The sequence below is a fragment of the Fibrobacter sp. UWH1 genome (genome assembly GCF_002210365.1).
Taxonomy (GTDB): domain Bacteria; phylum Fibrobacterota; class Fibrobacteria; order Fibrobacterales; family Fibrobacteraceae; genus Fibrobacter.
Genome location: NZ_MWQG01000008.1, coordinates 1 through 19,316, shown reverse-complemented (window position 1 = coordinate 19,316; position 19,316 = coordinate 1). Strand labels below are relative to the sequence as shown.

General features: G+C 50.9%; 34 protein-coding genes and 1 pseudogene. 3 read left to right on the top strand and 32 right to left on the bottom strand.

The genetic code is table 11. The features are described from left to right. Nucleotides 1-12: 12 nt before the first annotated feature. Nucleotides 13-1,086: a glycosyltransferase gene (locus tag B7992_RS05335; protein WP_073159128.1), complete on the top strand. Its 1,074-nt coding sequence runs from the start codon at nt 13-15 to the stop codon at nt 1,084-1,086. Then, nucleotides 1,071-2,597 carry a lipopolysaccharide biosynthesis protein gene (locus B7992_RS05330; protein ID WP_073159130.1) on the top strand — a complete coding sequence of 509 codons (1,527 nt, stop codon included), beginning with the start codon at nt 1,071-1,073 and terminating at the stop codon, nt 2,595-2,597. Before B7992_RS05335 ends, B7992_RS05330 begins: the two co-directional genes overlap by 16 nt. Here the strand turns inward: B7992_RS05330 and B7992_RS05325 are convergent. The 3 genes from B7992_RS05325 to B7992_RS05315 are packed head-to-tail and all read right to left on the bottom strand — an operon-like array spanning nt 2,568 to nt 6,207. Then, nucleotides 2,568-3,878: an O-antigen polymerase gene (locus tag B7992_RS05325; RefSeq protein ID WP_073159132.1), complete on the bottom strand. Its 1,311-nt coding sequence runs from the start codon at nt 3,876-3,878 to the stop codon at nt 2,568-2,570. The two genes, B7992_RS05330 and B7992_RS05325, sit on opposite strands and share 30 nt — an antisense overlap. Nucleotides 3,879-3,896: 18 nt before the next feature. Continuing rightward, nucleotides 3,897-5,099: a hypothetical protein gene (locus B7992_RS05320; RefSeq protein WP_073159134.1), complete on the bottom strand. Its 1,203-nt coding sequence runs from the start codon at nt 5,097-5,099 to the stop codon at nt 3,897-3,899. Nucleotide 5,100: 1 nt separating this feature from the next. Further along, nucleotides 5,101-6,207, bottom strand: coding sequence for a polysaccharide biosynthesis/export family protein (locus tag B7992_RS05315; RefSeq protein WP_249269450.1), 1,107 nt, complete (start codon nt 6,205-6,207; stop codon nt 5,101-5,103). Here B7992_RS05315 and B7992_RS17110 point away from each other — a divergent pair. Beyond that, nucleotides 6,185-6,334 carry a hypothetical protein gene (locus B7992_RS17110; RefSeq protein WP_249269449.1) on the top strand — a complete coding sequence of 50 codons (150 nt, stop codon included), beginning with the start codon at nt 6,185-6,187 and terminating at the stop codon, nt 6,332-6,334. The genes B7992_RS05315 and B7992_RS17110 overlap by 23 nt on opposite strands. Before the next feature lie 34 nt (nt 6,335-6,368). Here B7992_RS17110 and rplQ read toward each other — a convergent pair whose 3' ends face one another. From rplQ to tuf, 29 genes and pseudogenes are all read right to left on the bottom strand, one after another. Continuing rightward, entirely contained in the window at nt 6,369-6,836 is a 468-nt protein-coding gene (gene rplQ, locus B7992_RS05310) for a 50S ribosomal protein L17 (protein ID WP_073159138.1), read from the bottom strand. 2 nt (nt 6,837-6,838) lie between these two features. Then, the gene (locus B7992_RS05305; RefSeq protein WP_073159140.1) at nt 6,839-7,813 is read right to left on the bottom strand and encodes a DNA-directed RNA polymerase subunit alpha; all 975 of its coding nucleotides are present in this window, start codon (nt 7,811-7,813) and stop codon (nt 6,839-6,841) included. An 18-nt stretch (nt 7,814-7,831) separates the two neighbouring features. After that, the gene (rpsK, locus tag B7992_RS05300; RefSeq protein ID WP_073287138.1) at nt 7,832-8,254 is read right to left on the bottom strand and encodes a 30S ribosomal protein S11; all 423 of its coding nucleotides are present in this window, start codon (nt 8,252-8,254) and stop codon (nt 7,832-7,834) included. 26 nt (nt 8,255-8,280) lie between these two features. Then, on the bottom strand, nt 8,281-8,649 hold the full coding sequence (rpsM, locus tag B7992_RS05295) for a 30S ribosomal protein S13 (RefSeq protein ID WP_073159142.1): 369 nt from the start codon (nt 8,647-8,649) through the stop codon (nt 8,281-8,283). 9 nt (nt 8,650-8,658) lie between these two features. Next, entirely contained in the window at nt 8,659-8,775 is a 117-nt protein-coding gene (gene rpmJ, locus B7992_RS05290) for a 50S ribosomal protein L36 (protein ID WP_014546097.1), read from the bottom strand. A gap of 27 nt (nt 8,776-8,802) precedes the next feature. After that, nucleotides 8,803-9,021 carry a translation initiation factor IF-1 gene (infA, locus tag B7992_RS05285; RefSeq protein WP_014546098.1) on the bottom strand — a complete coding sequence of 73 codons (219 nt, stop codon included), beginning with the start codon at nt 9,019-9,021 and terminating at the stop codon, nt 8,803-8,805. After that, nucleotides 9,021-10,382 carry a preprotein translocase subunit SecY gene (secY, locus tag B7992_RS05280; protein WP_073159144.1) on the bottom strand — a complete coding sequence of 454 codons (1,362 nt, stop codon included), beginning with the start codon at nt 10,380-10,382 and terminating at the stop codon, nt 9,021-9,023. The genes infA and secY overlap by 1 nt, the downstream gene beginning before the upstream one ends. Then, the gene (gene rplO / locus B7992_RS05275; protein WP_073159146.1) at nt 10,382-10,819 is read right to left on the bottom strand and encodes a 50S ribosomal protein L15; all 438 of its coding nucleotides are present in this window, start codon (nt 10,817-10,819) and stop codon (nt 10,382-10,384) included. The genes secY and rplO overlap by 1 nt, the downstream gene beginning before the upstream one ends. 1 nt (nt 10,820) lies before the next feature. Continuing rightward, a complete protein-coding gene (gene rpmD / locus B7992_RS05270) occupies nt 10,821-11,000 on the bottom strand; it encodes a 50S ribosomal protein L30 (protein ID WP_073159148.1) in 180 nt (59 codons plus the stop codon). Between the two features lie 11 nt (nt 11,001-11,011). Continuing rightward, complete coding sequence (gene rpsE, locus B7992_RS05265) at nt 11,012-11,506, bottom strand: 30S ribosomal protein S5 (protein WP_073159149.1); 495 nt, start codon at nt 11,504-11,506, stop codon at nt 11,012-11,014. Continuing rightward, nucleotides 11,506-11,877 carry a 50S ribosomal protein L18 gene (rplR, locus tag B7992_RS05260; protein WP_073159151.1) on the bottom strand — a complete coding sequence of 124 codons (372 nt, stop codon included), beginning with the start codon at nt 11,875-11,877 and terminating at the stop codon, nt 11,506-11,508. Before rplR ends, rpsE begins: the two co-directional genes overlap by 1 nt. A gap of 9 nt (nt 11,878-11,886) precedes the next feature. Next, the gene (gene rplF / locus B7992_RS05255; protein WP_073159153.1) at nt 11,887-12,426 is read right to left on the bottom strand and encodes a 50S ribosomal protein L6; all 540 of its coding nucleotides are present in this window, start codon (nt 12,424-12,426) and stop codon (nt 11,887-11,889) included. A 2-nt stretch (nt 12,427-12,428) separates the two neighbouring features. Further along, entirely contained in the window at nt 12,429-12,824 is a 396-nt protein-coding gene (gene rpsH / locus B7992_RS05250) for a 30S ribosomal protein S8 (RefSeq protein WP_073159155.1), read from the bottom strand. Nucleotides 12,825-12,837: 13 nt separating this feature from the next. Then, complete coding sequence (locus B7992_RS05245) at nt 12,838-13,023, bottom strand: type Z 30S ribosomal protein S14 (RefSeq protein ID WP_072799949.1); 186 nt, start codon at nt 13,021-13,023, stop codon at nt 12,838-12,840. A 9-nt stretch (nt 13,024-13,032) separates the two neighbouring features. Then, nucleotides 13,033-13,572 (bottom strand): 50S ribosomal protein L5, encoded by a 540-nt coding sequence (gene rplE, locus B7992_RS05240; protein ID WP_073159157.1) that lies wholly within the window; start codon nt 13,570-13,572, stop codon nt 13,033-13,035. Between the two features lie 8 nt (nt 13,573-13,580). Then, nucleotides 13,581-13,880: a 50S ribosomal protein L24 gene (gene rplX / locus B7992_RS05235; protein ID WP_073159159.1), complete on the bottom strand. Its 300-nt coding sequence runs from the start codon at nt 13,878-13,880 to the stop codon at nt 13,581-13,583. Continuing rightward, entirely contained in the window at nt 13,880-14,248 is a 369-nt protein-coding gene (gene rplN, locus B7992_RS05230) for a 50S ribosomal protein L14 (protein WP_073159161.1), read from the bottom strand. Before rplN ends, rplX begins: the two co-directional genes overlap by 1 nt. A gap of 21 nt (nt 14,249-14,269) precedes the next feature. Then, on the bottom strand, nt 14,270-14,524 hold the full coding sequence (rpsQ, locus tag B7992_RS05225) for a 30S ribosomal protein S17 (RefSeq protein ID WP_073159163.1): 255 nt from the start codon (nt 14,522-14,524) through the stop codon (nt 14,270-14,272). A gap of 18 nt (nt 14,525-14,542) precedes the next feature. After that, nucleotides 14,543-14,734: a 50S ribosomal protein L29 gene (gene rpmC / locus B7992_RS05220; RefSeq protein WP_073159165.1), complete on the bottom strand. Its 192-nt coding sequence runs from the start codon at nt 14,732-14,734 to the stop codon at nt 14,543-14,545. Beyond that, complete coding sequence (gene rplP, locus B7992_RS05215) at nt 14,734-15,147, bottom strand: 50S ribosomal protein L16 (protein WP_073159167.1); 414 nt, start codon at nt 15,145-15,147, stop codon at nt 14,734-14,736. Before rplP ends, rpmC begins: the two co-directional genes overlap by 1 nt. A gap of 2 nt (nt 15,148-15,149) precedes the next feature. Further along, nucleotides 15,150-15,809 carry a 30S ribosomal protein S3 gene (gene rpsC, locus B7992_RS05210; protein ID WP_073159169.1) on the bottom strand — a complete coding sequence of 220 codons (660 nt, stop codon included), beginning with the start codon at nt 15,807-15,809 and terminating at the stop codon, nt 15,150-15,152. Nucleotides 15,810-15,814: 5 nt separating this feature from the next. Then, nucleotides 15,815-16,162 (bottom strand): 50S ribosomal protein L22, encoded by a 348-nt coding sequence (rplV, locus tag B7992_RS05205; protein ID WP_073159171.1) that lies wholly within the window; start codon nt 16,160-16,162, stop codon nt 15,815-15,817. Then, on the bottom strand, nt 16,162-16,443 hold the full coding sequence (gene rpsS, locus B7992_RS05200) for a 30S ribosomal protein S19 (RefSeq protein WP_073159173.1): 282 nt from the start codon (nt 16,441-16,443) through the stop codon (nt 16,162-16,164). The genes rplV and rpsS overlap by 1 nt, the downstream gene beginning before the upstream one ends. A 3-nt stretch (nt 16,444-16,446) precedes the next feature. Then, entirely contained in the window at nt 16,447-17,277 is an 831-nt protein-coding gene (rplB, locus tag B7992_RS05195) for a 50S ribosomal protein L2 (protein ID WP_073159175.1), read from the bottom strand. Between the two features lie 2 nt (nt 17,278-17,279). Then, entirely contained in the window at nt 17,280-17,585 is a 306-nt protein-coding gene (gene rplW / locus B7992_RS05190; RefSeq protein ID WP_073159177.1) for a 50S ribosomal protein L23, read from the bottom strand. Beyond that, a complete protein-coding gene (gene rplD, locus B7992_RS05185) occupies nt 17,585-18,205 on the bottom strand; it encodes a 50S ribosomal protein L4 (RefSeq protein ID WP_073159179.1) in 621 nt (206 codons plus the stop codon). The genes rplW and rplD overlap by 1 nt, the downstream gene beginning before the upstream one ends. After that, nucleotides 18,205-18,822 (bottom strand): 50S ribosomal protein L3, encoded by a 618-nt coding sequence (gene rplC, locus B7992_RS05180; RefSeq protein WP_073159181.1) that lies wholly within the window; start codon nt 18,820-18,822, stop codon nt 18,205-18,207. Before rplC ends, rplD begins: the two co-directional genes overlap by 1 nt. Nucleotides 18,823-18,827: 5 nt before the next feature. Next, nucleotides 18,828-19,136 (bottom strand): 30S ribosomal protein S10, encoded by a 309-nt coding sequence (gene rpsJ / locus B7992_RS05175; protein WP_014546117.1) that lies wholly within the window; start codon nt 19,134-19,136, stop codon nt 18,828-18,830. A 10-nt stretch (nt 19,137-19,146) separates the two neighbouring features. Further along, nucleotides 19,147-19,316: pseudogene (gene tuf / locus B7992_RS05170) on the bottom strand (elongation factor Tu); the annotation flags it as partial.

Here is a 19,316-nt window from a genome sequence, read left to right as displayed (position 1 = left end):
ATAAAAAAAATCATGCCCAAAGTCAGTATCATCACGCCGTCCTACAACACGCCTCCCGATTTTTTCAAGCAGTGTATCGAGAGCCTGTTAGGGCAGACGCTAAGGGACATCGAGCTGATCATCATCGATGACGGCTCCACATCAAAAGACGAAACTGTCGCCCCCTGCATCCAGCTTTGCAACAGCTACGCCGCCGACACCCGCGTCAAGTTTCTAAAACAAGACCACAAGGGCGTCTCGGAAGCCCGCAATCTCGGCATCCAGAACGCAACCGGCGACTACATCGTATTCCTCGATTCCGACGACTGGTTCGATACCGACACACTGGAAAGTTTATACAACTACGCCGTAGCCCAAAATTCCGACATTACCATCTTCGAAAACTATCGAAACACGGCCACTTCGGAACAGAACTTCAAGGCATTCCCCAAAGACATCGGCCATTTCGAAGGCGAGAACCTGGTCGAACTGATCAAAAATGCGGTACAGACAAATCCGCTCCACTGCGGAATCATTATTGGTGTTTGCTGCAAATTTTACAGAGCTGATTTTTTAAAGAAAAATGATTTAAAATTCAGGTCGGGAATCTCTCTTGGCGAAGACAGGATGTTCTTCCTGAACGCCCTTTGCAAACGTCCAAGAATATCTTACCTGGCACGCCCCTTCTACCACTATCGCGAATCGGAAAGTTCCCTTTCCCAGGCCGTCCGAAAGGATTTCGGATCCATTCTCGCCAACAGTGAGCTGTACCTGCAGCAACTCCCCATCGCCGAAGCCTACGGCATCCCCACCGAGACTTACACATCCTGGGTCTACACGGATTTCGCGAGAATCATATGGGCCTCCCTGATCCAGTATTACATCAACCCGCAGAATCGGGATTCCTATTTCGCCACCCGAAAGAACTTCCTGGAATTTATCAACCTGGATGTCTGCCAAAAGGCACTGAGGCGATTCAACCGAGAATGTTTCAGCAAGAAGGACCTGCTTAAACTCAGCCTCTGTCAGGCAAGGCTGTTCTCGGTACTTTACCTTTTTAAAATTAAGCTGTCCATCCAGAGAAGAATCCTATGCCGTCACAAGTAAACCGACGCATCGCCAAGAACACCCTCTTCCTTTACATAAGGATGGCGTTCACCCTGGTCGTCTCCCTCTATACGTCAAGAATCGTACTCAAGTACCTGGGCGTATCGGACTTCGGAATCTTTGAAATTGTCGGAAGCATCGCCGCCGCCTTCTCGTTCCTGATTGCCTCCATGACCCTGGCCACCCAGCGCTACCTGAATTTCGCCCTGGGCCAAAAAGACCTTGAAAGGGTTTCAAAAGTCTTCTCGGCAGCCATGAACATCCATGTGGGAATCTCGCTGGTCCTGCTGATCTTGGCAGAAACCGTGGGCCTTTACTTCTTGAACCATAACTTGAACATTCCCGAAGGCCGAATCGGAATCGCAAACATTGTCTACCAGTTTTCCATCGGCAGCACCCTTCTGGGCATTGTCTTCATCCCCTACAACGCGCTGATCATCGCAAACGAGAAAATGTCCTTTATCGCAGGCATCAGCATCGTCAACGCCCTGCTAAGATTGGTCATCGTCTACATGCTGGTCATCATCAACGCCGACAAGCTCCTCGCCTATGCGGCGCTGGCCTTCGCCGTCTGCGTCATCGTGCAATTATCCTACGCCGTCTACTGCAAGCGAAACTTCAGCCAGCATTGCAGATACAGCTTTGAGCGCGACAGGCGGCTCTTCAGGGAAATGGCCTCCTTCTCCGGGTGGTGTACCTTTGGCGGCGTCACCTCCATCTGCAAATCCCAGGGCATCAACTTCATCCTGAACATTTTCCACGGCGTTACCCTGAATGCCGCCATGGGAATCGCCAACCGTGTCGCCGAGGCAACGAACCAGCTGGTCGCCAGTTTCCAGACAGCAAGCAATCCCCAAATTGTCAAGCAGTACTCAAACGGAGAATTCGAATCCCTTTCCACCCTGGTCATACGGGTCTCGAAATTTTCCTATTTCCTGATGTTCATCTTCGCGGCACCGCTGCTGCTGAACATCGATTTCATCTTCAGCATCTGGCTTGTAGAAGTGCCCGAATACGCCACGTCCTTCGTCAAGTGGATGATCCTCTTTGTTTTGACCGATTCCATCGCCGGTCCCCAATGGATGTCCATTCTCGCCACAGGAAAGGTCCGCAACTACTACATCATCGAAACAGCAATCACCTTCCTGAACATTCCCCTCTGTGTGCTGGTCCTTTACCTGAACTACTCGCCGGTCTACGTTTTCGTGGTGCGCTTCGCCATCAACCTCGTGGTACTCTTCTGGCGCGCCGCCTACATGCAAGACAAAATCCACCTGCCCCTCAAACGATATCTGGGTAAGGTCATCTGGCCCATCATCCTGGTTTCGTCAGTGGCAGGCGGCATCTCCCTCGCCAGCGCAGAAATCCCCGTTCAGGGCGTCGTACGCTTTGTCGTGCTTTCTGCCATATCGGCAACAGCAGTCATCGGTGCCACATGGATATTCGGCCTTAACGCCGACGAACGCCATTCCTGCAAGAACCTAATTCTTAGCAAGCTCAAGCGAATCTAGCTCAGCCGTTTGTGCAACAGCCGGCCTGCGCCTTCTCTTGCAGGCGAAATGCATAAATGCGATAAGGTAGACCCAGAGCCAGACATGGCCCAGCTTAAAGCCACCTACAAAGAAACTCCAACCCACATGGTAGATGGACAGGGCCATCAGTACGAACATCTGGGGGCGACAGCAAACCTTCATGCGTTCATAAAGGAACGACATCAGGAACGAAACGAAAAACGGGAAGAATATACAGCCTGCAATTCCAAAGTTCTTGTAGACTTCCCACAAGTAGCTAACAGTATTGTAGCCGCGCTGTTTCATGATGCGGTCATTGAAGACGTCATCCCACCCGTAAGACGACCTAAAGCCACCCGGCGCTCCCGTATATTCCACAAGGGCACCCGCCATGTCCAGGCCGTAAGTATACGGATGTATTTCCCTATCGTTAGGGGGATTTGCCGCATAATCAAGATTCCAATAGTTATTGGCAATGTAATTATAGGGCAAGGTCATCACGTACTTCAAGCCCATCCCTTCCAGCGAGGAACTTCCATACTGCGAACGGACAAGACCTACCGCCACGAAAGATGAGATGGCAAGGACGATCACCATGATAATCGCCTTGGTCGGTATGCGTTTCTTTAGATAGTGAAAAAGAATAAAGGAAGAGCCCAGGCACAGGAATAGGGCATTACGTCCAGGGTACACGCATACAGATAATATAATGACACAAATCGCCAGAATGAATGAAGCAATCCTGATACACTTATAGGGATTGATAGACTTGAAGGAGGCGACCATCAGCGTCACCACCACAAAGGGGGAACTGGCAAAGCTGACATTGGCAAAGGCCGACGCCTGAACGCTACTCCTTAAAGTTTTCTGCCCCACGCTCATAAGGTACATTCCGCCCATAGCTCGAGATACAAGGAACGCACCCACAGCAAAAATGGCCACAAAAATCAGCGAGAAGACAAAGTGCAATTTCCAGTTGTATTCCCGCCCCACTTCCATGGTCCGGCTCTTTTCCAGCTCGACCGTTTCCGGCTTTATCAAGTAATAGGCCATGGAACCAAGGATAAACGCAGCCATGGCACCGAGCCAGGCAAACCAGGTAACAATCTTGAAATCGCTCATGGACGGGGAAATCTTCAGGTACGAGATTCCCAACGTGACGCATTGGCAAAAGACATAGAAAACGGTCGGGTGGAAAAAATCCCTTTTCAGGGCCCCCACATACACAATGCAGAGAATTGCCGATAAGGCACAGGCGATTGAAACGTAATAAGCTTCCACCAGAAAACCGTTTCGCGACTACTTAAATCTAATCTTGCGAGAGAACTTGCTGATTTCCTTGCCCAGGCTAGATTCAGGATCCACGCTGCGGCAATATTCAATAAAGCAGCAGAGGGAAACAGCCAGGATAAAGCTGAGAGAGAATACGAACACCAGGGTAACACCACGCAGCGGTCGAATCTTCTTGTCGTTATCCCAAGGCGGCAACAACACAATCAGGTTAGACATCAGGTTGCTCTCTTCGATATAGAGACGTTCGCTTTCCTGCTTCAAGAAAGTATAAATCGCCCCCTGCATCCTGATTTCCTTTTCCATTCTGGTATATTCGGCAGCCAGCCCGGGAACCTTGCTCAGAGAAAGCACACCGATATTGCTCTGCCTTCCACCGAGGGCCTGGTTTCTGGTGTTTTCCACCTTCTTGACACGTTCATTCAGTTCGCGGTAAAGCTTGGTATTTTCGCCATGCTCTACGCGTTCCTTATCAAGCGCAAGAGACACCACATTGTAATCAGTCTGCAGGCTAGCCAGATACTTCATTGTACCTTCAACTTGCACTTCAGGATCATACACATGGTTCTTCTGCTGGAAATTCACAAATTCCCTTTCCAGGGAATCCAACCTGACCATCACTTCTTCAAGACGCTGGTTCATATACAGCCTAGACTGGCGGGCCTGAGTCGTCTTGAAGGAATTGTACATGGAGTCCACGTTGGCCAGCATGAAACTCAAAATGTCTGCGGCAAGCTTATGGTCCTCGTCGACAAAAGTCACGTGGAACATTTCTTCGTCGTTTTCTTCCAGAGAAAACTTCTTGCGGAAAAGTTTCAGCAAGTCTGCATGAAAGTTCCCGTCAAATTCGTAATGGTCTGCCAGGTTGAACTTCTCGATAACCTTGTTGTGCAGTTCCCACGAATTAAAATAAGTCCAGACAATGTTCTTGCCGTCATCACCCCCTCCCAGCAGGGAAGACATAGAAGACAGACCACCGGCACCATCCAGCAACTTGCTGAGGCTTCCGGCAGAAGTTCCAGAACCGTTAGGCGGAGTTACGACAGCCTCGGCAGAATATTCAGGCTTGATAACCCACATCACCAATACAAAAGCTACCAACACAGGAAGCCAAAGCGTAACCATAAACAGGAACTTGTGCGAAAGGCAGCTATTGACCATCTTCAGCACACATTCCAATAAAGTCATGTCTTTCTGATTTTCAGTAACCATACTACTTGTAACTCATGTATATGATAAATGTAGACGAAACCACCGATAGCAGCGAGGCCAGGAACAAGGTGAAATCCTTAAAAGATTCGTAATGGCTTTTAGGAATTTCGATATAGTCGCCCGGAAGAATCTGATCTTCAGTGACGCTCAGGGTAAGGGCCGTCGGCTTGTTACCACGCCACACCCTAATCTGGTTCCAGGAACCGGCAATGGTGTTGATACCGGCAGCGGCGGCATAATCCAGCGCATGCCAGCTGGGATTATACGGATAACGGCCAATGGCATTTACGGCACCACCCACATAGACCAGCATTTCCTGTACAGAAAATTCCACTTCGGTATTGGGCGCAATCTGGGTCAGCTTCATTTCAGAAAGGGTAATCCAGCGGGGAGCCTTTCCAGGTTCGCGGACACAGACCGCCTTGTAACCTAGGTTATGCATACGGGTACCGCCGGCAAGCTCAAAGTAATCCTGCAAAGTCCTTCCTTCCTGGAAGGCCACACTAGTACGATACCCCGGGAAAATCAGCGCAATGTTATCGCCCATAGCGACAAAGGGAACATAAATCTTGTCCCCCTGTTCCAGCATGACATCCTGTTCGAAATCACCCGACGAAGACATTGCATTATAGTTCACATGCAGGGTATCGTTACCACGCAGGACCCAGATATCTTCCTTGTTGGCATTGGGAAGAACACCGCCAACCTGTCTAATGAAAAAGCTCAACCTGGTCTGAGGTTCAACCACCTGCTGACCGATTGTCGTTACGGCACCCATCACATTCACACGGAACTTCTTGAGAGCGGAAAGCTGGACAAAACAATATTCGCGGTTATAACGTTTAGCCACAAGATCAAGAATCAAGGTCTGGGCCTCGGACAGGGTTTTTCCACCAATATTGACCGAACCGCATTCCTCGATAGCCACGGAACCATCCGGATAAATTTGAACGGTGAGATACTTGTCTTCAAGCATCAAGTCCAAAAAATCACCCGGTCCAAGAACATAAGCAGAATCCACCTGAACTTCGGCAAAGGCCGGCTGAAGAGAAACTGTGCTACGGGAAGGCGCACCCTTACTAGAAGTGGACAACGAAGAACTAAGCATTGATGTCTCTGCAAAAGCAGAAAGAATGCAAAGCAAAATAAGTGAAATAATTTTCGGCATGTTGAACGAAAAATACAAAAATAAAGCAGCCGGAGTTATGGGTAAAAATAAAAAAGCCCAGTCATAGGACTGGGCTCTTTAAACCGATTACAAAAGATCGATTAGACGGACTTGCCTTCGCCTTCAACCATGTTAACGGTTTCAGACTTTGCAGGTTCTGCAGACTTCTTAGCCTTAACGACGATTTCGTCTTCGACGAGACCGACGAGAGCCATTTCAGCAGCGTCACCAGCACGGTTCGGGCCGAGCTTCAGGATACGGGTATAACCACCGTTACGGGAAGCATAGCGCGGGCCGATAGTGTTGAACAAATCCTGGAGAACCTTCGGGTCCATCACGAAGCGAGCAGCTTCACGACGTGCAGAAAGGTCACCCTTCTTTGCATAAGTGATCATGCGATCCACGCAGCTACGAACGAGCTTAGCCTTGTGGAGAGTGGTGCGCACGTAGCGGTTGCCCTGTTCGGCTTCCATACCCTTTCCAAGAATGGAAGTGGTAAGAGCGCGGAGGATGGCACGCTTGTGCTGGGCGTTAACGCCGAGTTTCTTGTTTTTTACACCGTGTCTCATTTTTAATCCTTCAAGTAGTCATCGACGTCCATACCAAAGCTGAGGCCCATGGAGGTCAATACTTCATTAAGTTCAACCAAGGACTTACGACCGAAGTTCTTGTATTTGAGCATATCGTTTTCCTTGTTGCGCACAAGTTCGCCAACGGTATGGATGTTTGCCATACGGAGGCAGTTGCTGGAGCGAACGGAAAGTTCCAGATCGTCCACGCGGGTGCGCAGGAGCTGAGCGATACGCTGACGTTCTTCGTCCATCTCCAATTCTTCGGGAGATTCGAGATCGCCTTCGAAGTTGATGAAGATTTCCAGGTGATCGACCAGGAGCTTTGCAGCATAAGCCAAAGCATCTTCCGGATCGATGGAACCGTCAGTCGTAATCTCAAGTTCCAGACGGTTGTAGTCCGTCTTCTGGCCAACGCGGGTATCGCTGATGTGCATTGCTACTTTCTGCACCGGATTGAAGTTGGCGTCCATGGCGATTACGCCGATCGGAGCGTCCTTGTCCTTCAATTCGTCAGCAGTGACGTAGCCACGGCCGCTGGAAATCTTAACTTCCAGAGACAGCGAAGCGTTACCGTTCAATGTTGCGATATGAACATCCGGAGTCAGGATAGCGACATTCGGATTGTCCATGAAGTCCTTAGCCGTGACTTCGCCGTCGCCGGACATATCCAGGCGAAGGGTTTCGTCGTGGTCGGAAAGGAGCTTAACGCGGATGCTCTTAAGATTCAGGATAATGTCAGTGACATCTTCCTTAACACCCGGAATCGTCGAAAATTCCTTGTCAACGCCTTCGATTTTCACGGAGACAATAGCCGCACCCTGCAGAGAGGAAAGGAGCGTACGACGGAGAGCGTTACCGAGGGTGATACCCCAGCCACGTTCCAAGGCTTCTACGACAAACTTAGCGTAGCGGCCGTCTTCGCCGGTTTCCACTTTCTGGAAGCTGCGCGGCATCTGAAGTGATTTCCACATCATTGGCGATACCTCTTTAGATTAGACTCTTCTCTTCTTTTTAGGACGGCAACCGTTGTGAGGAACGCCCGTCACGTCTCGAATAGAGAGAACTTCGAGGCCCGCATTCTTGATAGCACGGACAGCGGATTCACGACCACCACCTGCGCCCTTGACGCGGACATCCACCTTACGCATACCGAGGTCGAATGCCTTGTGAGCAGCAACTTCAGCAGCCAGCTGAGCAGCGAACGGAGTGCTCTTACGAGAGCCCTTGAAGCCGGAGTTACCGGGAGAGCCCCAAGCTACAACGTTACCGCGAGCGTCGGTGATAGAAACGATTGTATTGTTGAAGGAAGCGAACACGCAGGCGATACCCTGGAGGTCAATACGCTTCTTACCCTTCTTAACCTTGACTTCTTCAGCAGCAGCCGGAGCTTCTACAGCGGCGGCAGTTTCATTAATTACTTCTTCAGCCACGATGAGACTCCTTACTTCTTCTTGTTAGCCACAGTTTTCTTCGGGCCCTTACGAGTACGGGCATTGGTGCGGGAACGCTGACCGCGGACCGGGAGGCCCTTGCGGTGGCGGATACCACGGTAGCAACCAATATCCTGCAAACGCTTAATGTTCAGGGTAACTTCTGCGCGAAGCTGACCTTCCACAGAGTATTCGTCTTCCAGGAGATGACGAACCTTACCTTGTTCTTCTTCAGTCAGGTCATCACACTTCTTGTCTTTGTCAATGCCCAACTGAGCACAGACCTTACGAGCGGTGAACAGACCGACACCATAAATTGCCGTCAGACCATATTCAACAGTCTTGTTTTTCGGTAAATCGACACCAGCGATACGTGCCATACGATCTCCTTATCCCTGCTTCTGCTTGTGACGGGGGTTCTTCGAACAGATGATGCGCAATACACCCTTACGACGGATGATCTTGCAGTTTTCACATCTGGGTTTGATGGAGGCTTTGATTTTCATAGGTTTGACCTTCTTTGAAAATACCTATTACTTGTAACGGTAAGTGATTCTTCCACGATTTAAATCGTAGGGAGAAATTTCTACCAACACTTTGTCGTCAGGCAAAATTCTAATGAAATGCCGACGCATTTTTCCTGAAACATGGGCCAGAATTTCGTGACCATTTCCGAGTTGAACGCGGAAGAAAGCGTTGGGAAGGGCTTCCAACACAACGCCTTCTACTTGAATTCCTTCTTCTTTAGCCACTAGTTAGCCATCCTGCCGCGGATGCGGCCATTTTTCAAGAAACCTTCATAATTTTTGGTATGCAACTGAGCTTCGAGCTGACGAAGTGTATCAAGTGCAACACCAACCACGATAAGTACCGAGGTACCCCCAATATAGAAAGTCATATTGAGTTCGTTTTTCAAATGCAGGGGAACAACGCTAATAAAAGCGAGATAAAGTGCCCCAGGCAGAGAAATTCGAGTTAAAACGTGGTCAATATACTCTGCAGTCTGCTTACCCGGACGTACACCAGGGATAAATCCGCCAGACCTCTTCAGATTTTCAGCAATATCATTCGGGTTGTACTGAATTGCTGTGTAGAAGAAGGTGAAGAAGATAATCAGGAGTGCATCCACCACACTGTAAGAAATGTGGCCGGGGATAAACATAGATGCAAAGCTCTGCATCGCTGTAACGTTCGGGAACCAAGATGCAATCATTGCCGGAATGAACATGATGCAAGAGGCGAAGATCACGGGGATCACGTTAGCGGTATTCACCTTGAAAGGCAGATAGCTAGACTGACCACCTACGACCTTACTACCGACAGTACGGCGAGGACTTTGTAGAGGAATTCGACGGGTCGCCTGTTCTACGAAGACGATGAAGCCGACAATCAGGACCACGATGGCAAGGATCATTACTTCGAATGCCAGGGGATGAATGCCTTCCTTCAACATTTCCGCTTCAGCCATAACGGCCCTCGGGAGGCCGCCGACGATACCGGCGAAAATAATAAGAGAAATACCGTTACCCACACCATGAGAGGTGATTTGTTCACCAAGGTACATCACAAAGATCGTACCAGCAGTGAAGGTCAGGGTAGCGAGTAAACGGAAGCCGACGTTACCGGCGCCAGAAGCGAAGTCGTCCGCAAGGACCGACACGCCAGCACCAGTAGCGGTAGTCACCTTCAGGGAGGAAAGCCATACAGAAATGCCCCATCCCTGCAGAGCAGCCAAGGCTACCGTGAAGTAGCGAGTATACTGGTTCAGCTTAGCGCGTCCTTCCTGACCTTCCTTCTGTAACATCTGGATGGCGGGAATAACAGAGCCCATCAACTGAATGATAATGCTCGCACTGATGTACGGCATGATGCCCAACGCAAACACTGTGGCCTTAGCGAAAGCACCGCCAGTGAAGGAGTCATACAGACCGAACAAGTTGTTTGAATTACGGAAGAACTCCGCCAGAACGGCAGAATTCACTCCGGGGATGGTGATGTGAGCGCCAATACGATAAACGATCAAAAGACCAAGCGTAAAAAGCAACTTCTTACGCAGGTCTTCAATCTTGAAGGCATTGACGAACGCATCAATAGCTTTCTTGAGAGCTTCCATTAGATGATCTCGACTTTGCCGCCAGCAGCTTCAATGAGGGCCTTAGCCTTTTCGCTGATAGCGTTAACCTTTACGTTGATAGCCTTATCGATGGCACCAAAAGCGAGGACCTTGACCGGCAGTTCGACGTTACGGATGAAGCCCTGATCGAACAGAGACTGTGCATCGAAGTCGACGACGCTGCAGGAAGCAAGCTTCTTCAGGTTCACGATCTGGTATTCGACACCAGCGTGCTTGAAGCCGCGCTTCGGGATACGACGGTGAATAGGCATCTGGCCGCCTTCAAAAGCGACACGACCGGCCTTAGCACTCTTACGAGCACCAGCACCCTTCTGACCACGGCCAGCAGTGGTGCCCCAACCGGAACCCGGACCACGGCCGATACGCTTGCGCTTTACGACCTTGGCCTTGCCAGGATTGAGAGTATTGAGTTCCATCTTAGATCTCCTCGACCTTTACCATGTCAGCCACAGCATTGATCATGCCCTGGATGGAGGGGGTCAAATTGTGTTCAACAGACTGTCCAATCTTGCGCAGACCGAGAGCAGCAACGTTTGCACGATGCATCGGGAGGCGACGGACGATACCCTTGATCAAAGTAATACGAACTTTCTTCATTGTATTACCCCTTAGGCGTTAGCACCGCGCAGTGCAGCGCAGTCCTGTTTGTTCTTCTGAGCCAGGAGGCCTTCGACGCAAGCGCGAACGACGGTGCTGGGGTTGGAAGAACCGTGAATCTTAGTGAGAATGTTGCGCACGCCAGCGAGTTCGAGAACTGCACGGGCAGCAGCACCGGCGATAACACCAGTACCCGGAGCAGCCGGCATCAGGAGGATGCGGGTTGCACCGCTCTTGACTTCGATGTCATGAGGGATGGTGCCGTCCAGGAGCTGGACTTCGACGATGTTACGGTTAGCAGCTTCGGTACCCTTACGGATAGCTTCGGAAACTTCCTTAGCCTTGCCGAGGCCTACACCAATCTTACCATTCTTGTTGCCAACGACAACGAGAGCGGAGAAAGACATACGACGACCGCCCTTAACGGTCTTGGCGCAACGGTTGATGTGTACAACCTTGTCTTCAAATTCAGAAACTTGAGCTTCGCGTTCCAAAGTGTACCTCATTAGAACTTCAGGCCGCCTTCACGAGCACCTTCTGCAAGGGCCTGAACGCGACCATGATAGATGTAACCGCCGCGGTCAAAGACCACGGATTCAATGCCCTTGGACTTGGCGATTTCAGCAATCAAAAGACCGAGCTGCTTGCTCTGTTCAGTCTTTGTCATTTCACCGAACTTGCCCTGGAAATCCTTGGAAGTAGTGGTGAGCTGAGCAATAGACTTGTTGTTTGCGTCATCGATAATCTGGGCGACCATGTGAGACAAAGAACGGCGAACAGCCAAACGAGGGCATTCTGCAGTTCCGACAACAGACTTACGTACGCGAGCGTGGCGTGCGATTCTGGACTGGATTCTTTTCTTAGCAATTGCAGTCATAGTTTACCCTTATTTACCTGTCTTCTTACCCTGCTTGCGACGGACAATTTCGCCAGCGTACTTAATGCCCTTGCCCTTATACGGTTCAGGACGGCGGTACTTGCGAATTTCAGCAGCAGCCTGGCCAACCTTCTGCTTGTCGATACCCTTGATGGAAATCTTCAGGGGATCAACAGCCTTCAGTTCCACGCCTTCCGGTGCCTGGAAGATAACCGGATGAGAGAAACCGAGAACGAGGTTCAAGTCCTTGCCCTTCTGTTCAACACGATAGCCAACGCCAACGATTTCGAGAACCTTTTCGAAACCCTTGGTCACGCCTTCAACCATGTTGGCAACGAGAGCGCGAGTGGTGCCGTGAATTGCACGGGTGAACTTCTGGTCGTCAGGACGGGTGAAGGACAGCTGGTTGTTTTCGAACTTGATAGCAATCAGTTCGTGAACGTCAGCTTCGAGCTTGCCGAGGGGACCTTCAACCTTGATGTTCTGACCATTGATGGCAACCTTAACGTTTGCCGGGACGTTGATAATAGCTTTACCGATACGGGACATCTTTACCAAACCTTTGCGATGACTTCGCCGCCCACATTTTCCTTGCGAGCTTCGTGGTCAGTCATGACGCCTTTAGAGGTGGAGATGATAGCAAAGCCGAGGCCATTGCGAACGCGCGGAAGCTTGGCTGCGTCAACGTAGTGACGAAGACCCGGGGTAGACACGCGCTGGATGCCCTGGATTGCGGATTCACCGTTAGTGTAGCGGAGGAGGACCTTGAGGATGCCCTGCTTACCGTCTTCAACTACGACGAACTTCTTAATGAAACCTTTTTCCTGCAGAACGCGAGCGATTTCACGCTTCAGGTTGCTGGCAGGAATGTCCACCACGGGGAGCTTTGCCGTAGAGGCATTGCGGATACGGGTGAGCATATCGGCGATAGGATCTGTCATTGCCATGAGTATACTCTCCTTACCAAGACGACTTAGTGATACCGGGGATTTCGCCGGCCAGGGCCATTTCGCGGAAGCAAATACGGCAAAGGCCAAAGCGGCGCATAAAGGCGTGCGGCCTACCGCAACGCTTGCAACGGTTGTACCCACGAACGGTATACTTCGGAGTACGCTTGCATTTTTCAATCATTCTTGTGCTAGCCATGGTATTACCTTACTTACGGAAGGGGAGTCCAAGTTCTTCGAGGAGAGCACGGCCTTCGTCGTCAGTCTTTGCAGAGGTAACGAAGGAGATGTCCATACCGAAGGTACGAGAGATCTTGTCGATGTCGATTTCAACAAAGATGGTCTGTTCCTTGATACCGAGGGTAAAGTTACCCATACCATCGAAACCACGACGTGCGAGACCACGGAAGTCACGAACACGAGGCAGGTTCACGTTGATAAAGCGGTAGAGGAAGTCCCACATGTTTTCGCCATGGAGAGTGACCTTAGCGCCGATACCGATGCCTTCACGGAGGTGGAAGTTAGCAACAGCCTTCTTAGCGTTGGTAACGATAGCCTTCTGACCAGTGATTGCAGTCAGGGTATCCACAGCTTCGTCGAGAACCTTACGGTTCTGGGAAGCAGCGCCAACACCCATGTTGATCACGATCTTTTCGAGGCGGGGAATCATCATCACGTTCTTGTAGGCAAACTTCTGCTGCAAGGCCGGGACGACTTTTTCGAGATAAAATTGCTTCATCTGGTTCATTGTAATCCTCACAGAGCCTTACCGGACTTAACGCTCACGCGAACAGCCTTCTTGCCAGCTTCGCGAACGATGCGAGTACGTACCGGAGTGTTGCCTTCGAGAAGCATCACGTTGGAAATGTCGATCGGCAGTTCCTTTTCGATGATGCCACCGGTCTGGTTGGTCTGGCTCGGCTTTTCGTGACGCTTGCAAACGTTAACGCCGCTAACGGTCACCTTGCCTGCCTTGACGCTAATCACGGTGCCGGTCTTGCCCTTGTTGGCACCGGAAATCACCTTGACGGTATCATTCTTCTTGATGTTAGCCATTAGAGAACCTCAGGTGCGAGGGAGATGATCTTCATGTATTTCTTGTCGCGGAGCTCACGAGCCACCGGTCCAAAAATACGGGTTCCACGCGGTTCACCTTCCTTATTGATGAGAACCACTGCATTGTCGGAGAAACGGATCAAAGTTCCATCCGGACGTGCGATTTCCTTACGAGTGCGGACGACTACTGCGTCTGCCACGGAACCCTTCTTCACCTTGCTCTGGGGGATAGCGTCCTTAACGGCTACCTTGATGACATCACCGATGCTAGCATAGCGACGGTTTGTGCCACCCAAAACACGGATGCAGGCGACTTCCTTGGCACCACTGTTATCGGCCACGACGAGTCTGGTTTCTTCTTGAATCATATTCGCCTTACTCCAAAAAGATTATTTCTTCTTTTCCACAATGCGAACCAAGCGCCAGCGCTTAGTTGCAGAGAGGGGACGAGTTTCCATGATTTCTACCAAGTCGCCTTCCTGGGCTTCGTTGTTTTCATCGTGAGCCTTGAGCTTCTTGGTAGTGGTCATGATCTTGTTGTACATCGGGTGACGCTTGCGGTTTTCAACCACAACCGTGATGGTCTTATCCATCTTGTCGGAAGAGACAACGCCCTGCTTAACCTTACGAAGGTTTCTATCCATTTCCTGCTCCTGCCTGGCTTAAGCCTTGGCCTTTTCGGTGAGGATGGTCTTGACTCGAGCAATATCCTTGCGGGTTGCCTGAATCAAAGAGGGTTTTTCCAAGCTACCAAGCTTTGCAGCCATGCGGTAGTTGAACAAATCGAGATTCAACTGAGCGAGCTTTTCCTTGAGCTGGTCAACACCCAGTTCCTTTAATTCACGTGCCTTCATTAGATCTCCGATTCTTCGATGATTTTGCACTTGAGGGGGAGCTTCTGAGCTGCCACGTGGAGAGCTTCCAGTGCCAGTTCGCGTTCGACGCCACCCATTTCGAAAATGATGCGGCCCGGGAGGATCACGGCTGCCCAGAATTCGACAGCGCCCTTACCCTTACCCATACGAGCTTCTGCAGGATGGCGGGTGATCGGCTTGTCGGGGAAGACGCGGATCCAAACGCGGCCACCGCGCTTGATCTTACGGGTCATGGCGATACGAGCAGCTTCGATTTGGCGAGCAGTCAGCCAGCACTTTTCGAGAGCCTGAATGCCGAATTCGCCGAAGGCGATGGAGTTACCGCGAGAAGCGATACCCTTCATACGGCCTTTCATCTGCTTACGATGTAATGTTCTTTTAGGACTCAGCATAATTACTTCTCTCTCTTGTTGTCAGACATGACGTCCTTACCAATCTTTTCACCGTGCATGATCCACACCTTAATACCGATGGCACCATAAACGGTCTTGGCAATCGCAGTTGCGTAATCGATGTCAGCGCGCAGAGTGTGCAGAGGCACGCGACCTTCAGCATACTTTTCAACGCGAGCAATTTCAGCACCGCCGAGACGGCCACCGCACTGCACCTTGATACCTTCCACACCCATACGCATAGCGGACTGGATGGCGCGCTTCATAGCGCGGCGGAAGGAAATACGCTTTTCGAGCTGACGAGCGATATTTTCGGCAACCAGCTTAGCGTCAGTTTCCGGACGCTTGATTTCCTGGACGTTAATATAGATTTCTTTACCGGTGATCAACTGGAGTTCGCCCTTCAGCTTCTCCAATTCTTCGCCCTTACGGCCGATCACGATACCCGGACGGGCAGTAAAGAGGTTAACATTCACCTTCTTGACGGTACGTTCGATGCCAACCTTGGACAGGGAAGCATGTTCGAAGCGCTTCATCAAGTAGCGACGGAGCATGATATCTTCATAAAGAAGATCTGCAAACTTGTCTTCGGCATACCACTTGGATTCCCAGCCGCGGATGACGCCAAGACGAAGACCATTCGGATGAGTTTTCTGACCCATTTTAATTACTCCTTGTTGGCCACAACGACTGTGATGTGAGAGAGCGGCTTTTCGATACGGAAAGCACGGCCCTGGGAACGCGGATGGATGCGCTTCATGATGGTTGCACCGTCAGCAGTGATGGTCTTGATGACCAGTTCTTCTGCTGCAACAGCGGAAGCGGACTTCTGCTTGAAGTTAGCAACAGCGGACTTCAGTGCATTTTCAACCAGGGGAGCGCCCTTGGTCTGCGTGTGGAGGATAGAGAGCATTGCGAATGCTTCTGCAACGGACTTGCCACGAACCAGGTCGACAACGCGACGCAGCTTGCGGACACCGTAACGGACGTTTTTCACTTTAGCTACAGCTTGCATTATTTCTTGCCTCCGACAGTTTCAGTCTTGCGGTGACCCTTGAAAGTACGGGTCAGGGAGAATTCACCCAGCTTGTGACCGACCATGTTTTCGGTTACATAGACAGGAATGAACTGCTTACCGTTGTACACGGAGAAAGTAAGTCCGACCATATCGGGGATGATGGTAGAACGACGGGACCAGGTCTTGATAGCCTGTTTCTTGTCGGAACCGGCCATGGCCTGAGCTTTGACGAGAACGTGGGAATCCACGAACGCACCTTTCTTAAGGGATCTAGACATGAATTAGGCCCTCTTCTGACGACGACGAACGATGAAACGATCGGTACGCTTATTGTTACGAGTTTTTGCACCCTTAGAGTTCTTACCCCAAGGAGAGCAGGGATGACGACCACCAGAGGTACGACCTTCACCACCACCAAGGGGGTGATCGACCGGGTTCATAACGACACCGCGGACAGACGGGCGAATGCCGAGCCAGCGAGAGCGGCCTGCAGAACCCGAGGATTCATTCATGTGATCGATATTGGAAACCTGACCAACGGTAGCGAGGCAGTCTTCCGGAATGTAGCGAACTTCGCCACTCGGCAGACGGACCTGGCACAGCTTGCCATCCTTAGCAACCAGTTCTGCACCGGCACCAGCGGAACGAGCAATCTGGGCACCCTTGCCCGGCTTCATTTCGATGTTGTGGATAATGGTGTTCAGCGGAATTTCGCGGATGGGAAGAGCATTACCAACGCGGAATTCGGCACCTTCGCCAGAATTCAGAACGTCACCGACCTTAACGTCTGCAGGTGCGATGATGTAGCAGCGCTTGCCGTTTTCGTACTTGACGAGAGCGATGCGAGCAGTGCGGTTCGGATCGTATTCGATAGTTTCGACGACGCAGGAGACACCTGCGAACTGACGCTTGAAATCGATGAGACGATACAGTTTCTTGTGACCACCACCGCGACGGCGGGAAGTGATTTCACCGGCGTTGTTACGGCCAGAGCTACGCTTGATACCCTTGGTAAGCGGCTTGTACGGCTTGTCAGCAGTGATTTCCTTGCGGTCACCAATCTGCTTGTAACGAAGCGTCGGGGTAAGCGGGCGATAAGACTTCAAACCCATGATTATACTCCTTCGAACTCAGCGATGGACTGACCGGCCTTCAAAGTAATGTAGGCCTTCTTCCAGTTGGACTTCTTGCCAGCAACCATGCCCATACGGACACGCTTCATCTTACCACGGTTGATCAAGGTGTTGACGGAGTCAACAGAAACGTTGAAACGCTTTTCGATAGCTTCCTTGATTTCGGTCTTGGTGGCAGACTTGGCAACCTTGAAAACGTACTTCTTCACATCCTTGGATGCAGCCATAACCTTGGCAGCGTCTTCGGTAATGTGCGGAGCAACGAGGATTTCGTGAATTTCAGCCATTAGCGGCCTCCTTCAAGTTCTGCGAGTGCAGCCTGAGAGATAACAACGTTGTTGGCACGAACGATATCGTAGGTGTTAACGTCGGCTACGCGAGCGCAACGGCACCAAGGGATATTGTTGGAGGACAGGTAAAGGTTCTGATCCTTTTCGCTAACCAGGAAGAGAGCGTTACGCTGTTCCAGACCAGCCTTAGCGAGAACGGAGAGGAGATCCTTGGTCTTGGGAGCTGCGAAGCTGAGAGCTTCGAACACCATCACCTTGCCTTCAGCTGCCTTAGCAGAGAGAGCAGAGTGGAAAGCGATCTTCTTAACCTTCTTGTTGACCTTTTCGAAGTAGTCGTGAGACTTCGGACCGTGAGCCTTAGCACCACGAACCCAAACTGCAGAGGTGTTCTGACCGGAACGAGCGCGGCCGGTACCCTTCTGCTTCCACGGCTTCTGACCACCACCGCTAACGGCGGACTTGTTCTTGGTCTGAGCAGTGCCCTGACGGTTGTTGTTCAGGATAGCCTTGATATGCAAGTACATGCAAACCTTGTTGACTTCCACGTCGAACATTGCCGGGAGCTGAATATCATTCTTAAAATCGCCAGTAGCGGCGAAGAGCTTTGCATTAGCCATTAGTCTTTCCTCACCACGATAATGCTGTTCTTAGCACCGGGGACTGCGCCACGGACGAAGATCAGGTTGCGGTCGCCATCAACCTTAACGACCTGGAGGTGCTTAACGGTAACCTTCTTGTTACCGAACTGACCAGCCATGCGCTTACCCGGGAAAACACGGCCCGGATAGGAGTGAGCGGAAGTACCACCCGGTTCACGCATATTGTGAGTACCGTGGGAACGAGGACCGCTGTGGAAGTTGTGGCGCTTGATGGTACCAGAGAAGCCGTGACCCTTAGAGATGCCGGAAACGTTGACAACCTTAACGTCAGCGAAATCAGCAGCACCAAATTCCTTGCCAACCGGCCAGGATTCGAGATCAGCGACATCAAATTCAGCGAGGTGTTCACGAACAGCAACGTCAGCCTTCTTGAAATGGCCGATTTCTGCCTTATTGGCACGCTGTTCCTTCTTGAGACCAAAGCCGATCTGGACAGCAGTATAGCCATCCTTCTCTTCTGTCTTGTGGGAAACGACCACGCACGGACCGGCTTCGAGAACCGTAACAGGAACGCATTCGCCCTGTTCCGTGAATACCTGGGTCATTCCCAATTTCTTTGCGAGAATACCGTTCATTGTTATTAAACCTTAATTTCGACTTCAACGCCTGCGGGCAAGTCAAGTTTCATGAGGGAATCTACAGTCTGCGGAGTAGCATCAAGGATGTCGATAAGACGCTTGTGCGTACGGGATTCGAACTGTTCACGAGAAGTCTTGTCAATATGCGGAGAGCGGAGCACCGTATACTTCTGAATCTTCGTCGGGAGAGGGATGGGGCCAGCAATGCGGGCACCAGTGTTCTTAGCTGTATTCACGATGTCCTGAGCAGAGCGGTCGATCATGCGATGATCGAAGCTCTTCAAGCGAATACGAATGCGTTCACCAGCCATTGTAAATTCCTTACTTGATGATTTCGGTTACAGAACCAGCACCAACGGTACGGCCACCTTCGCGGATTGCGAAGCGGAGCTGCTTTTCCATTGCAACGGGGGCAATGAGAGTGGTGTGGATGGTCACGGTGTCACCCGGGGTCACCATTTCGACACCTTCCGGCAGCTGGATGGTACCAG